Raw genomic sequence first — 14,346 nt, 5'->3', positions numbered from 1 at the left:
TTCCTTTGTGGGTGAAACGTGGTGGAGACGATTTACTTCGAGGCGTTGAACGACTTGACCAGGGCCGAAGCGCTGGCGCCTTCGAGGCTCAGGCCGTAGCCGGTCTGCTGTACCAACGCCTGCTTCAGGGGCTGCACGAAGTGGATGCGGGTGTTGCGCAGCGTGACTTCAGGCTTCTTGAGATAGTCGGCTGCGATTTCGTAGGCGCGGCTCGTGGCGCGCCCATCCGGCACGACCTCGGTCACGGCGCCCCACTCCTTCGCCGTCGCGGCCGACAGGGGCTTGGGGGCGAGCAGCATGGCCTCCGCGCGGGTCGGTCCGACCCGGTACGACCAAGTTGTGAAGATGCCGTCGCCCGGCACGATGCCGCCAGCGAAGTGCGGCGCGTCGTGGAACGTGGCGCCGTTGCCCGCCACGATCACGTTGGCCAGCAGGCAGTACTCGGTGTGCACCCAGGCCTTGCCTTCGACGGCGCAGATCATCGGCACTCGGATGTTGGCGATGTTCTCGACGATCTGCGTGCCTTCGTCGTGCACCTTGGACCAAACATCAGGATCGGCCACGTTGCCAAAAGACGCGAAGTCGATGTCGCCCATCCATTGGCCGCCAGCGCCAGTGAGGATCACGACCTTGTTGCCCCGGTCACGGCCGATGTCGTAGAAGGCGTCGACGAACTGTTCGTGTTCACGCGCCGAGAACTTGATCGGGCCACCCTGGGTGTTCATCTCCACCAGCAGCACGCCGGCGCCGTTGCGCGACATGCGCATGCCGTCGTACTTGGTGAAGTAACCGGGATCGGCGGCGTGGGCTGCGCCGAAGGCGATGGCCGCGGTAGCGGCGACGAGGATCGAGCGGGGGAACTTCATGGATGTTCTTTGAGGGAGTTGAGAGAGGACGGGAGTTGTCATTGCGCGGTGAAGCCGCCGTCGACGTTGACGCACTGGCCCGTGAGAAAGCGCGCCTTGTCACTTGCCAGGAAGAGGATGGTCTGGGCGATCTCTTCTGGGCTACCGGCGCGACGCGCGGGCAGGCTGGCCAGGAAGCCGCTCTTGGCGTCTTCATTGCCGCCGGTGAAGCGGTCGAGCATTTCGGTCTGCACCGGGCCCGGCGCGACGGCGTTCACCCGCACGCCCGCGGCCGCACCTTCCAGCGCCGCGCTCTTCGTCAGACCTTCGACCGCGTGCTTGCTGCCGACGTAGATTGAAGCGCCAGGGAAGCCGACCTGTCCGGCAATGGAGGACAGGTTGACGATGGCGCCGTGGCCCTGCTTCAGCATCACGCGCATCTCGTGTTTCAGGCTCAGCAGGGTGCCCAGCACGTTGGTGTCGAACGTCGCGCGGTAGTTGTCTTCGGACTGCTCGGTCAGCAATCCGAGTTGGCCCTCCGTGCCCGCGTTGTTGACCGCGACGTCCAGGCGGCCGAAGCGCTCGACGACCTGCTCGACGAGGGCGCGTACATCGGCTTCGACGCGCACGTCGGCACGCAGGTATTCGGCACGCGCTCCCAGTGCGCGAAGCTCAGCGGCCAATGCGTGACCAGCCTCGTCGCGGCGGCCGGACACGGCCACGGCGGCGCCCTCGCGGGCAAAGGCCAGTGCGGTCGCGCGGCCGATGCCGGTGAGGGCGCCGGTGATCAGGACCACAGTCTTGGAAGTGTTCATCAGTAGCTCCTGGTAAGAAGTCGGTTGCGATGAGCGAACTGTGATTCGTGACTGCCAGCCGCGCTAGACGGCATTTCGTCCTAACATCAAGTCCAGCGAGGAATGAATAGGGGCGAGGATGGACCGACTGGCGGCGATGCAGGCCTTCGTACGGGTGGTCGAAAGCGGCAGCTTCTCGGCGGTCGCCCGTGAGACCCAGGCGACACAGAGTGCAGTGAGCAAGCAGATTGCTGCGCTGGAGCGCACGCTGGGCGCGCGCCTGCTGAATCGAACGACGCGCTCACTGGCGCTGACAGAGGAAGGTGAGCGCTACTTCGAGCAGGCCCGGCGCCTGGTGGCCGAGATTGCCGAGGCCGAGAATTCCCTGCGGAAGGGCGAACAGCAGCTCACGGGCTTGCTTCGCGTGGCCGCCTCGGTCGGATTCGGCCGCCTGAAGCTGCTACCGCAGGTGAAGAGCTTCCTCGCCCTTCACCCACACGTGAAGATCGATCTGAGACTGAACGACGGCTTCATCGACCTCGTCGAGCAAGGTGTCGATGTGGCGGTGCGCATCGGCGAGTTGGCCGACAGTACCCTGGTGGCGCGCCGAATCGGGACGACAAAGCGCGCCTTGATCGCCAGCCGAAAGTACCTGCGCTCGCTGCCCCGGGGTCTGAAGGCGCCGCGCGCGCCGGAAGATCTGCAGCGTCACAACTGCATCGTCTACACGGAGCTGGCGACACAGAACGCCTGGACCTTCACCGCCGGCGTCGGGGCACCAGTGGCGGTCGGCACGCAGGTGACGATCCGGGCGCAGGGCAATCTGCAGACCAACAGCAGCGAGGTGGTGCGCGCTGCGGTCCTGTCGGGGATGGGGATAGGGTTCGCGCCCACTTGGCTGTTTGAGGACGAGATGTCGCAAGGCGATCTGCAGGTGCTGCTGCCGGATTGGCCGGCGCCCTCCATGCCGGTGCACCTGGTCAGTCCTAGCCAACGCCGGCATTCAGCAAAGGTTCGGGCTTTCGCGGAGCACCTGGCGGCAGCCTCAGAGTAGCGTCATGGCATGACCAGGCCTGGACCTGGTGGCTGCTCCCAGTTGCACGGCGACCCGCCTGACCTCCAGTGGTGGATCGTTCTCGCCCATTCAGCCCAGGTTTCTGGCACAAGGCCCACCTTCCTCATGTGGGTGGCACATTGAACAGCGGATGACTGCTGCCGCCGACGACCGACTGGTAGCTTTGGGTCGATCTGAGAGGGCCGCACAACTCCTGAGTAGTCACTCGAAGGCCATGAGCGCAGCCAGCAGCATCGAACAGCTGCTCTTGCCGTCAGGCCAGGCGGTCCGAGCCTGAGCCCGCCAGCCTCTGGATGACCGGGCCGGCTCATGACCGGTCGCAAGAGCCGGTACTTGGTTCTCAGCCCCCGTTGGGAAGACAGTCGTCAGCTGGGCACGGCTCGTGCACCAGGCAGACCGCGGCAAAGACGTTCTGCAATCTGCCATTGGGTGTCGTCTTCGAGCTTGAAGTAGCGACGCACCATCTGCTCAGCGGCGGCAAAGCACCAGGACGTGGTCTCCTGTGCGATCAGGGCGGGTGGGTGATTCACGGTCTTCATCGGATTCTCCTTTGGAGTCGGTTGCGGTCGAACGGCTGTAGGGGCCGGCACTGCGCGGTCGCCCCCGCTTCGAGACTTGGGGCGCGTGGTCGCCCATGGCTGTGAGCGGCGGTCCTTGTTCGAGGAGCGCGGGGCGTGTCCGGCTGTGCACCGTCAATCTAGGAAGGCGTGTTGCGCAGGGGCATCCGTCGGTTTCCGGCAGTCATGGCGCCCGATTTCTGACGTCGGGCCCGGCTTGCGCGGCCCGATGGCGGCGGCGCCCCCTCCTTCCCGGCAGGGGTACACTCCGCCCCGTCATTGGGGAGTAGCCGCCCTGCGCCACGCAGGGGCTCGCGTCAACACACTTGGCCGTTGGCCATGGCGCGAGCAGCTCCACACACAGCCTGGCAAGACCTTTGACCACACGCCTCCGGTTCGGGCCGGGGTCGCGTCGTGGTCATTGGATTGGTGCCGGCCCGTTGGAGAACCTTTTGGAAGCATTCCTCGTATCCACCGGTGTCGTCGCCCTCGGCGAGATGGGTGACAAGACCCAGTTGCTGGCCATCGTGCTGGCCGCCAAGTTCCGCCGGCCCTGGCCCATCATCGCGGGCATCCTGGTGGCCACCCTGGCCAACCATGCCGCCGCCGGCGCGCTGGGTGGCTGGGTGGCGCATGCGCTGGGGCCGGACCTGCTGCGCTGGGTGATCGGCCTGTCGTTCCTCGCCATGGCGGGCTGGATGCTGGTGCCCGACAAGCTCGATGACGACGCCACCACCAACCGCCAGCGCTTCGGCGTGTTCGGCACCACCGTGGTGGCCTTCTTCCTGGCGGAGATGGGCGACAAGACACAGATCGCGACCGTCGCCCTGGCCGCCCGCTATGCGGACGTGGTGCAGGTGGTGCTCGGCACGACCGTTGGCATGATGCTGGCGAACGTGCCGGCCGTGTTCCTGGGCGACAAGATTGCCCGCAAGGTCTCGATGACCCTGGTGCACGGCATTGCCGCGGTGATCTTCGCGGTGCTGGGCGTGCTGACGCTGCTCAACATCGGCCGGCTGTTCTGATGTTGCGGGGGGCGGCGCTGTCATCGCGGCGTCCACCCGTCGCGTTGCCGGTGGTCACACCTTGCCGGCGTGCCGCGCCCCCGCGGGCATCAAGGTCAGCAACAAACCGCAACGCGACGACGGAATAATCCCCCCATGCGACGCCTCCTCCTTTCGGCCCTGCCGCTGCTGGCCAGCCTCCTGCTGGCGGGCTGCGGCAGCACCCCTGCGACCTCCGACAAGGTGGGCAAGGTCTACCAGCGCGAGAGCTTCGCGGCGGAGGAGACCTTCTCCCGGCTGTTCGATGCGAATGTGGACGCCACCTGCGAGGCCGCGCGGCGCGCGCTGCTGAGCCAGGGCTACGTCATCAGCAAGGCCGATGCCGGCGTGGTGCGCGGCGCCAAGCACTTCCAGCCCGAGGGCGAGGTGCATGTGGAGATCGCCTTCAACGTGGTCTGCGTGGGGGATGGCCCGAAGCAGCAGATCGCCACCGCCTACGTCAGCGCCCAGCAGGACCGCTACGCCCTCAAGAAAAACCCGCAGGCCGCGAGCCTGGGCGTGAGTGCGCTGGGCTCGATTTCGGTGCCGCTGTCCTCCACCCAGGATTCGCTCGTGAAGGTGGCGTCGGAGACGATCCCCGCAGGCGAGTTCTACGACCGCTTCTTCACGCTGATGCAGCGCATGCTGCGCGAGACAGCCGCCGACCGCTGACCCCGCAGCGCCTGCGCCACGCGGGCCCGCATACACGCCGGTTTCGGGCATTGCTTCACAGCCGAAAGCGTTGTCAGGCCCCTAGCATCGGCCGCTCATGGCCGAGCCTGCGTCCTCCACCCTCAACCCTGCTTCTGCGCCGCGGCAGCGCGCACGCGCCGGCCTGCCCGGCCTGATCGCTGCGGCCTGGCAGGTGCCGGGCGACAGCCCCGAGGATGTGGCCCGCCTGCGCAACGACCAGTGGCGCGCCATCGTCGAGCAGCTGCCCATCTCAGCCGTGGCCACAGCCATTGCGGTGAGCATGCTGATGGCGGCCCTGCCCGCAGGCACCGATCTGGTGCCGCTGTGGCCGGTGCTCGCCGCGCTGGTGGCGCTCAACGGCTTCAACTTCGCGCTGTGGTGGCATGAATGCCACCGCCGCTCACCCTCGGCACCGGAGCGCGGCGTGCGGGCGGGCCTGTGGCTGGCGGCCGACCTGTTCGTGGGTGGCGTGCTGGATGTGGTGCTTGTGCTGCAAGTCGCACCGCTCATCCCTTCCTCGCTGCAGGCGCCGCTCGTGGCCTGCCTGGCCGGGGCGATTGCGTCGGCGGCCTGGATGTTCGCGCTGCTGCCGGCCGTGTCGCTGGCCTGGGTGCTGGGGTCATGTGGCGCGCTGGCGGTCGGCCTGCTGCTGCACCCCGTGAGCTGGATGAGCGCGCTGCTGCCGTTGGTGCCGCTGTTCATCGTGGTGCTCGGCATGGCGGGGCTGCTGAACGCGCGGCTGTTCCTGCAAGGCCGGCATGCGCAGTACGCCGCGGCGCGGGACCGCCTGACGGTGTCGCTGCTGCTGCGGGATTTCGAGCAGCATGCGAGCGACTGGCTCTGGGAGGTCGGGCGCGACGGCCGGCTGCGCCACGTGTCGCGGCGCATGGCCGAGCAGCTGGGCGAGCCGGTCGAGGCGCTGTTGGGCCAGCCGCTGGTGACCCTGCTGGCCCGTCATCTGCCCCCGGACGATGCGGACGCCTGGCGGCGCCTCGATCACCTGACCCGCGCGCTCGGCGCCGCCGAACCCTTGCGTGACGTCGATCTGCGGCTGCAGTTGCGCGGCGAGGTGGTCTGGTGGTCGCTCAATGGCAACCGGCTGGAGGGCGCGGGCTGGCGCGGCGTGTGCAGTGACGTGACGCAAGCGCGGGAGCGCGAGCGGGAGCTGATGCGCGTGGCCGACCAGGATGCGGTGACAGGTCTTGCCAACCGGCACCAGTTCCAGCGGCGGCTCGCGCTGCTGCTCGGCGGCGGCGGCCCGGTGTCGCCGTGCACCGTGCTGCTGCTGGACCTGGACTGCTTCAAGCAGGTCAACGACACCCTGGGCCATGCGGCGGGCGACCACCTGCTGGCGACCGTCGGCGAGCGCCTGGCCGAAAGCCTGGCGGCCCGGCGCGGCAATGGCGACCTGGTCGCGCGCCTGGGGGCGGACGAGTTCGCGGTGCTGCTGCGTGACGAGCTCAGCCCCGAGGCCATCCACCGCCTGGGCAAGCAGCTGCGTTCGGCCCTGCGCGTGCCGGTGCACATCGACGGCCATGAGATCGACGTCCGGGCCAGCATCGGCGCAGCCTGTGCGCCTCGCCATGCCCAGGCGCCCGATGCCTTGATGCGTGCTGCCGACCTCGCCCTGCAGGCGGCCAAGGCCGCGGGGCGTGACCGGCTCATGCCGTACGAGCCGGCGCTGCAGCAGGAGGCCCAGGATCGCCTGTCCTTGCTGGCCGACCTGCGCCAGGCCCTGGACAGCGGCGAGCTGGAGATGCACTACCAGCCGCAGATCGAGCTCGCCAGCGGCCAGCTGATCGGCTTTGAAGCGCTGATGCGCTGGCGCCACCCCACGCGCGGGCTTGTGCCGCCCTCGGTCTTCATCCCGCTGGCGGAAGAGAGCGGCCTCATCGTCGCCATGGGTGCTTGGGCGTTGCTCGTGGCCTGCCGCGATGCGGCGCGCTGGCCGGGTTCGCTGCGGGTGGCCGTCAACGTCTCGGCCCACCAGTTCGAGCGCAGCCCGCTGGAGCTGCATGTCATCGAGGCGCTGGAGCGCAGCGGCCTGCGCGCCGACCGGCTGGAGGTCGAGCTGACCGAGTCGGCCCTGCTGCAGGACAACCATCGCGCCATCGACCTGCTGACCCGCCTGCGTGCGCTGGGCGTGCGCATCGCGCTGGACGACTTCGGCACCGGCTTCTCCTCGCTGGCCTACCTGCGCCGCCTGCCGCTGGACCAGCTCAAGATCGATCGTGCCTTCATCGCCGACCTCGACCACGCCCGCGCGGGTGCCCGGGCGCGGGCCATCGTGTCGGCCATCCACGACCTGGCGCAGGCGCTCGGCCTGCACACCGTGGCCGAGGGCATCGAGACCGTGGGGCAGCAGGACGTGCTGGCCGAGATGGGCTGCAGCATCGGCCAGGGCTTCCTGTTCGCGCAGGCCCTGCCGCGCGACGCCACCCAGGCCTTCGTCGAGCTGGCGCATCGTGAGGGCCTCGCCGCCGCCCGGGAGGCCCAGCTGGAATCCAGCCATGGCCTGCCCCAGAGCTGGCCGTCCACGCGGCTGCAGTTGCGCAGCGTGCTGCAGCTGCCTGACACCCGCTTCACCGGCGGCGAGCTCTGACCCCGGACCGCCACTGACAGACGGCGGCAGCTTCCGGCCGAATAATCCGCCGTTTCCCGACCCTGCGGCCGAGCCGCTTGCGACATGTTCCGTCCCTTGCTCCTGGCCCTTGGCCTGGCTGCCAGCGCCACCGCCTTGGCCACGCCCGCGCTGACCACCCATGCCGAACGCAGCGGCTTCACCCAGACCGGCCGTTATGACGAAGTCGATCGGCTGTGCCACGACTTCGCCCGCGCCTACCCCCGCGCGGTGCGCTGCCTCCGCTTTGGTGTCACCCCGCAGGGCCGGCCGATGTGGGCGGTGGTGGCCAGCCAGGCCGGGGCGCTCACGCCCGAGGCGGCGCGGCGGGCCGGGCTGCCGGTCACGCTCATCCAGGGCGGCATTCACGCGGGCGAGATCGAGGGCAAGGACGCCGGCTTCCTGGCCCTGCGCGAGCAGCTGGCCCGGCCGGGCGCGTTGAAGGACCAGGTGCTGGTGTTCGTGCCGGTGTTCAACGTCGACGGGCATGAACGCTTCGGCGCCTGGAACCGCCCCAACCAGCGCGGCCCCGAGCAGATGGGCTGGCGCACCACCGCGCAGAACCTCAACCTCAACCGCGATTACGTCAAGGCCGACGCGCCCGAGATGCAGGCCATGCTGGCCCTCGTCAACGCCTGGGACCCACTGGCCATGGTCGACCTGCACACCACCGACGGCGCCCAGTTCGAGCACGACATCGCCATCATGGTCGAGCCCGTGCATGCCGGCGACGCGGCGCTGCGCGAAGCCGGCACCGCCTGGCGCGATGGCGTCATCGCCGCGCTGGCCGGGCAAGGTGCGTTGCCACTGCCCTTCTACCCGTCCTTCGTCGAGAGCGACAACCCCGCCAGCGGCTTTCGCGACAGCGTGCCCACACCGCGCTTCTCCCAGGGCTACTTCCTGCTGCGCAACCGCCTGGGCATGCTGGTGGAGACCCACAGCTGGCGGCCCTACCCGCACCGGGTGCGCGTCACCCGCCAGACGGTAGATGCCGTGCTCGCGCTGATGGCACGCCACGGTCGCAGCTGGCGCCAGACCGCGCTTGCGGCGGATGCGCGCCGGCTGACCGAGCTCCCGCTGACCTGGCGCACCCGTGACGAAGCCCGTGAGATCGAGTTCCGCGGCTATGCCTACACCCGCACGCCGAGCGACATCTCCGGCGCGCTGATGACCCGCTATGACGAAACGCGGCCGCAGGTCTGGCGACTGCCGCTGCGCGACCGCATCGAGCCTGACCGCGTGCGGAGCGCGCCGGGCGCGGGCTACCTGGTGCCGGCCGAGCATGCGGCCTGGGTGGGCGAGAAGCTGACCCAGCACGGGGTGCGCTTCGAGCGCCTGGCCCAGGCGCGGCCCGGGGCTGCGGCGCAGGTCTTCCGTGCGACCGCCGTCAAGCGAGATGCCGCCACGACCGAAGGCCGCCAGCGCGTGAGCCTCACCGGCGAGTGGCGCGACGAGACCCGCGACCTGCCCGCCGGCAGCCTCTTCGTGCCGATCGCCCAACCGCTCGCGGCCCTGGCCATGCATCTGCTGGAGCCGGATGCACCGGATTCGATGGCCACCTGGGGGCGCTTCGCCAACGCCTTCGAGCCCAAGGAATACATGGAGCCCTATGTGGCCGAGCAGGTGGCCCGCGAGCAGCTCGCCGCCAGCCCGGCGCTGCGCGAGGCATTCGCGGCGCAGCTGCGCGACGACCCCGCTTTCGCCGCCAGCCCGGAGGCCCGGCTCACCTTCTTCCATCGCCGGCACCCGAGCTGGGACGAGCGCTTCAACCTCTACCCGGTGCTGCGGCTGGATCGTCGCCCCTGAGCAGCAAGCGGCGCTTGGCCGGCCCAGCGCCCGCTGTCGCGCCTTGCGGGCGAGCCGCTCGACCCGAGGCCTGTCCTGCAATCGACTTGCAGGCATTCAGCCGAAACGCGACAGCCTTCACGCCCCAGGCTGGCACAAATCCACGCGCAGCGGCATCGCCCGAGAGGCGGCCATTGCCCTGGTTTGGTGAATTGCTAACACTGACAAATTAGGTCGTGCCGCGGCGTGGCCTGCAAACGTTTGGCTTCCGAGCTTGCCGGAAGCCGTGGTCAAGCACTGCTCGTTGAATCGTCCATGTCGAGTTTCTCCCTCGCCTCCCGCGCCAAGCCCGCCACGACGCCCGTCTGGGCCCGCCTGGGCGTCTCGTGGTTCCGCAAGATGCGCTTCCCGGCCAAGGCCAGCGTGATCCTGCTGTTCCTGCTCGTGCCCATCCTGGTCACGTCGTGGATGCTGGTGTCTGACCGGCGTGCCGTGGTGGCGGCCACGCAGATGGAGCGCCAGGGGTTGGCGGCCATCCAGCTCATGGTGCCGGCCATGGAGGCGACGCAACTGCTGCGACGCGGGCTGGTGGACCAGGCCAATGGCGTGGAGCGCCCTGACCTGCCCGAGCTGCGCCAGCGCTTCAAGGCCAGCCTGGATGCCCTGGCCAGCCAGGGTAAGCCGCTGCTGGATGGCTTGCCCGACCCAGGCAGCGAGCACTGGCAGGCCCTGATGACGGTCTTCAAGGCGGCCCAGGCCCAGCCCGCCGGCCTCAGCGCGGCTGAAGTGCGCAAGCCCTATGTCGAGGTCAGCCAGCAGCTCGGCGACCTGGTCGAGCATGTGGTCGACCAGAGCGGCCTGGCCCTGGACCCGGACGGCGACTCCTACTACCTGATGGCCGCCGGCACGGTCACCCTGCCTGACATGCTGGAGACCTTCGGCCTGACCCGTGGCGCACTGGCCAGCCTCGCAGCCGACCCGCAGAACATCAAGCTCACGGCCCAGGCTGCGGCGCGTCTGGCGGTGGACAAGAAGCTGCTGGATCAAGTCGACGGTGACCTCAAGCGCGTGGGCGAGTTCAACGCCGCGCTGCCCGTGAAGGACCACATGGCCAAGCTGGGCCTGGCGCGCACCTTCATCGCGGAGATGGAGCCGCTGGTCATGCAGCAAGCCGGCGAGATGCCCGCGCCGGCCGAGATCGTCAAGCGCAGCACGGCCGCCATTGACGACCTGGGCAAGCTGCAGCGCGCCGTGGCGGCCGACCTGGACCGCGTGCTCGCGGCCCGCGAGGTGCGGCTCAACGGCCGCATCGTGGCGGGCACCCTGCTCATCTCGCTGATGGCGCTGGCGGGGCTCTACTTCTTCTACTGCTTCTTCCTGTCGATGCGCTCGGGCATGCGCACCCTCACCCAGCGCATGAAGGCCATGGCCTCGGGCGACCTGACCGACACCCTCGTGCCCAAGGGCCAGGACGAGACCGCCGACCTGCTGCGTTCGCTGGCCGAGATGCAGACCTCGCTGCGCGGCACCGTGCGCGACGTGCGCCAGGCGGCCGACGCCATCATCCTGTCGTCGCAGGAGGTGGCCGCCGGCAGCATGGACCTGTCGCAGCGCACCGAGCAGGCGGCCGCGAACCTGGAAGAAACCGCCTCCGCGATGGAAGAGATCAGCGCCACCGTGGCCAGCACCACCGACGGCGCCCAGCAGGCCGCCAGCGCCGCCAACGGCAATGTGCAGCTGGCCAACCGCGGCGGCGAGGTGATCGAGCAAGTGGTGGGCACCATGTCGGGCATTGAGGCCTCCAGCCGGCGCATCGGCGAGATCATCGGCGTGATCGACAGCATTGCCTTCCAGACCAACATCCTGGCGCTGAACGCGGCCGTCGAGGCGGCGCGCGCCGGAGAGCAGGGCCGCGGCTTCGCGGTGGTGGCCAGCGAGGTGCGGGCGCTGGCACAGCGCAGCGCCGAGGCTGCGCGCGAGATCAAGCAACTCATCCTGGAAAGCGGCGAGCGCGTGGACGGCGGGCAGAAGATCGTGGCCGAGGCCGGCACCACCATCCGCGCCATCGTCGACAGCACGCGCCAGGTGGGCGAGCTGCTGGCCGCCATCTCCAGCGGCGCCCGCGAGCAGTCGCAGGGCATCTCGCAGGTCGGCACGGCCATCCAGGAGCTCGACCAGATGACCCAGCAGAACGCCGCCCTGGTCGAGCAGACCGCGGCGGCCTCCAGCGCGATGCGACAGCATGCTGAACAGCTGGCTGCGGCCGTGGGTGTGTTCCGGCTGCCCTGAGGCGTGCTGGCGGGTGGAGTAGATTCACGCGCGCCATGAGCCGCTTGACCTCCGAACTGCACCGCCTCTATCACACCGATTCACCGGACCACCCCCGGGCCTTGCGGCTCGAGGTCGCCGCGCCGGCCGACTGGACCGCCCTGGGCGCCGTCTGGCGCGGCGTGCAGGCTGACCTGGGGCTGCCGGCACCGGCCATCGCGGTGTCGGGCACCGACGGGCTGCAGCTGTGGTTCTCGTTTGCCCAGCCCGTGGCGCCCGCGCAGGCGCGCCAGTTCCTTGCGGGACTGCGGGCCCGCTACCTGCCCGAGCTGCCGGCGTCGCGCCTGCGGCTGCAGGCCGAGAGCCTGGTCCCTGCCGTGCCGGCGCAGGACGCGGCCAGCGGCAACTGGTCCGCTTTCGTGGCACCCGACCTCGCCCCGGTGTTCGTGGAGACGCCGTGGCTGGACATCGAACCCGGTGCCGAAGGCCAGGCCGATCTGCTCGCGCGCCTGTCGCCCATCACGCCGGAGGCCTTCGACGCCGCAATGCTGGCGCTGCGGCCAGCGCCTCAGGCGAGCACACCGCTGAAGCTGCCCCCGACGGCGGCCGAGGGCCACGTCGATCCGCGGCAATTCCTGCAGCAGGTGCTGGATGATGAAGCGGCACCGCTGGCTTTGCGGGTCGAGGCGGCCAAGGCGCTGTTGCGCGCATGACGACCGTGTCGATCTCTCAGCGCGTGTCGCCCCGGGGCTGGGCCTTGGCCGCGCTGGCCTGGACCCTGTTCGCCGTCCTCGCCTTCGCAATGCATGCGGGCCTGACCGTGCGTTGGGACGAAGCCCTGCTGCATGCCGCGCAGGGTTGGCGCGCAGCGCATCCGAAGGTCGAGGCGGTCATGCGTGACTTCAGCGCGCTGGGCGGCACAGCCGTGCTGACGCTGTTCACGGTGCTGGTGGTGGCCTATCTGTGCAGCGTCGGCCGCCCGGCGCGGGCGGCGACCGTTGCCGTGGCCATGGCCGGCGGGGCCTTGATGGTCAGCACCCTCAAGGCGCTGTTCGGCCGGGCCCGTCCCGACGCGGATTTCGCGGCCCTGGTGCAAGAGGGGCTGAGCTTCCCGAGCGGCCACGCCAGCATGTCGGCGGTGTTCTACCTGACCGTGGGCGTGCTGATCGCGCAGCGCCATGGGCGCACGCGTGAACGGGTGTTCCTGCTCGGCGTGGCCGTCGCCATGGCGCTGATCATTGGCGCCACACGGGTCGTGCTGGGCGTGCACTGGGCCAGCGACGTGATCGCCGGCTGGGCCTTCGGGGCGGGGTGGGCGGCGATGTGGTTCCAGCTGGCGGCGCACCTGCGGGATGCGCGCCAGCCGGCATCGCCCCACGAGCCCGGCTGACCCGCAGGCGGGCGCTCAACTGGCCAAGCGCCGCGCCCGCTCGGTCAGCAACTCCCGCTGGACCGCGTTGTCGGTCAGTTCCGCCGCGCGCAGATAGGCCTCGCGGGCCTCGCCGACGCGGCCCAGGCGCTCCAGCACATCGGCCTGGGCGCCAGCCAGCCAGGGGTAGCGTTGCAACTGGGGTTCACCGGCCAGGGCCTGCAGCAGTGGCCAGGCTGCCGCCGGTCCCCGTGCGAAGCTGATCGCCACGGCGCGGTTCAGCGCGATGACGGGCGAGGGGTTGAGCGCCAGCAACTGGTCGTAGCCGGCCACGATGGCGGGCCAGTCGGTGTCTTCGGCGCGCGCGGCGCGGGCATGGCAGGCGGCGATGGCCGCTTGCAGCGTGTAAGGGCCCGGCGTGCCGAGGGACTGCGCCTGGTCAAGCGCGGCCAGCCCGCGGCGGATCAGCAGGGCGTCCCAACGGCGGCGGTCCTGGTCGGGCAGCAGCACGGGGCGGCCCTGCGCATCCAGCCGCGCGGGCAGCCGCGAGGCCTGGATCTCCAGCAGCGCCGCCAGCCCGTGCACCTCGCCTTCGCCGGGCAGCAGATGTTGCAGTTGGCGGGCCAGGCGCAGGGCCTCGTCACACAGCGCCGGGCGCAGCAGTGTGGCGCCGCTGCCGGCGCTGTGGCCTTCGTTGAAGATCAGGTAGACGACGGCCAGCACGGCCTGCAGGCGCTGGGTGCGCTCGTCCGCCCCGGGCAGCTCGAAGGCCTGGCCGTGCAGGGCCTTCTTGGCGCGCACGATGCGCTGGGCCACGGTCGGCTCGGGCTGCAGGAAGGCGCGGGCGATCTCGGCCGTCTCCAGCCCGCCGAGCAGCCGCAGCGTCAGCGCCACCTGGGCCTCGCGCGGCAGCACGGGGTGGCAGGCGATGAAGATCAGCCGCAGCAACTCGTCGCCGATCTCGGCCTGGTCCCGCGCGGCGTCGAGCTGGTCGACGAAGTCGGGCACCACATGCGTGCCGTAGGCCTCATCGTCCGCGGCCAGGTGCTCGTGCTCGCGCTCCAGCATCGCGCGTCGGCGCAACCGGTCGAGGGCCTTGTTGCGGGTGGCCGTCATCAGCCAGGCCGCCGGGTTGGCGGGCGCACCGTCGCGGGGCCAGGCGTCCAGCGCCGCCATGAGGGCGTCTTGCGCGCAATCCTCGGCTTCATCCAGATCGCGCAGCAGCTTGGCCGCCGCGCCCACGAGGCGGCTGCGCTCCAGGCGCCAGACGCCCGCGGCGAGGTCGGCATGGCTCACC

The 14,346-nt window shown here is 70.0% G+C and carries 12 protein-coding genes and 1 riboswitch; of the genes, 8 read left to right on the top strand and 4 right to left on the bottom strand.

All coding sequences use genetic code 11. The features are described from left to right. Window positions 1–32: 32 nt before the first annotated feature. Window positions 33–866 carry an enoyl-CoA hydratase/isomerase family protein gene (locus CDO81_RS15990; RefSeq protein WP_088484225.1) on the bottom strand — a complete coding sequence of 278 codons (834 nt, stop codon included), beginning with the start codon at window positions 864–866 and terminating at the stop codon, window positions 33–35. 38 nt (window positions 867–904) lie between these two features. Continuing rightward, window positions 905–1,660 (bottom strand): SDR family NAD(P)-dependent oxidoreductase, encoded by a 756-nt coding sequence (locus tag CDO81_RS15985; protein WP_088484224.1) that lies wholly within the window; start codon window positions 1,658–1,660, stop codon window positions 905–907. Between the two features lie 118 nt (window positions 1,661–1,778). Here CDO81_RS15985 and CDO81_RS15980 point away from each other — a divergent pair, with 118 nt between their 5' ends. After that, window positions 1,779–2,693, top strand: coding sequence for a LysR family transcriptional regulator (locus CDO81_RS15980; protein ID WP_088484223.1), 915 nt, complete (start codon window positions 1,779–1,781; stop codon window positions 2,691–2,693). A 386-nt stretch (window positions 2,694–3,079) separates the two neighbouring features. Here the strand turns inward: CDO81_RS15980 and CDO81_RS28130 are convergent, their stop codons facing one another. Continuing rightward, window positions 3,080–3,253, bottom strand: coding sequence for a hypothetical protein (locus CDO81_RS28130; RefSeq protein WP_158218305.1), 174 nt, complete (start codon window positions 3,251–3,253; stop codon window positions 3,080–3,082). Between the two features lie 287 nt (window positions 3,254–3,540). Beyond that, window positions 3,541–3,713: riboswitch (yybP-ykoY riboswitch) on the top strand. Window positions 3,714–3,723: 10 nt separating this feature from the next. On the opposite strand from CDO81_RS28130, the gene CDO81_RS15975 reads away from it, so the two are divergent. The 7 genes from CDO81_RS15975 to CDO81_RS15945 all read left to right on the top strand — a co-directional run bounded on the left by CDO81_RS15975 (window position 3,724) and on the right by CDO81_RS15945 (window position 13,070). After that, window positions 3,724–4,296 (top strand): TMEM165/GDT1 family protein, encoded by a 573-nt coding sequence (locus CDO81_RS15975; protein ID WP_088484222.1) that lies wholly within the window; start codon window positions 3,724–3,726, stop codon window positions 4,294–4,296. 135 nt (window positions 4,297–4,431) lie between these two features. Continuing rightward, window positions 4,432–4,986 carry a DUF2242 domain-containing protein gene (locus tag CDO81_RS15970; protein WP_088484221.1) on the top strand — a complete coding sequence of 185 codons (555 nt, stop codon included), beginning with the start codon at window positions 4,432–4,434 and terminating at the stop codon, window positions 4,984–4,986. A gap of 97 nt (window positions 4,987–5,083) precedes the next feature. Further along, window positions 5,084–7,609, top strand: coding sequence for a putative bifunctional diguanylate cyclase/phosphodiesterase (locus CDO81_RS15965; RefSeq protein WP_088484220.1), 2,526 nt, complete (start codon window positions 5,084–5,086; stop codon window positions 7,607–7,609). A gap of 84 nt (window positions 7,610–7,693) precedes the next feature. Continuing rightward, window positions 7,694–9,433, top strand: coding sequence for a M14 family metallopeptidase (locus CDO81_RS15960; RefSeq protein ID WP_088484219.1), 1,740 nt, complete (start codon window positions 7,694–7,696; stop codon window positions 9,431–9,433). A gap of 294 nt (window positions 9,434–9,727) precedes the next feature. Continuing rightward, on the top strand, window positions 9,728–11,701 hold the full coding sequence (locus CDO81_RS15955; protein WP_144397273.1) for a methyl-accepting chemotaxis protein: 1,974 nt from the start codon (window positions 9,728–9,730) through the stop codon (window positions 11,699–11,701). A 35-nt stretch (window positions 11,702–11,736) separates the two neighbouring features. Continuing rightward, complete coding sequence (locus tag CDO81_RS15950; protein WP_088484218.1) at window positions 11,737–12,393, top strand: hypothetical protein; 657 nt, start codon at window positions 11,737–11,739, stop codon at window positions 12,391–12,393. Further along, a complete protein-coding gene (locus tag CDO81_RS15945) occupies window positions 12,390–13,070 on the top strand; it encodes a phosphatase PAP2 family protein (RefSeq protein WP_088484217.1) in 681 nt (226 codons plus the stop codon). The genes CDO81_RS15950 and CDO81_RS15945 overlap by 4 nt, the downstream gene beginning before the upstream one ends. A 15-nt stretch (window positions 13,071–13,085) precedes the next feature. Here CDO81_RS15945 and CDO81_RS15940 read toward each other — a convergent pair whose 3' ends face one another. Beyond that, window positions 13,086–14,345 carry an RNA polymerase sigma factor gene (locus tag CDO81_RS15940; RefSeq protein WP_088484216.1) on the bottom strand — a complete coding sequence of 420 codons (1,260 nt, stop codon included), beginning with the start codon at window positions 14,343–14,345 and terminating at the stop codon, window positions 13,086–13,088. Window position 14,346: the final 1 nt, after the last annotated feature.

Origin of the sequence: Roseateles puraquae (genome assembly GCF_002205845.1) — a bacterium.
Classification (GTDB): Bacteria; Pseudomonadota; Gammaproteobacteria; order Burkholderiales; family Burkholderiaceae_C; genus Pelomonas; species Pelomonas puraquae.
Note: the sequence above shows the minus strand (reverse complement) of the source record. Positions and strands in the feature narration are given on the sequence as shown.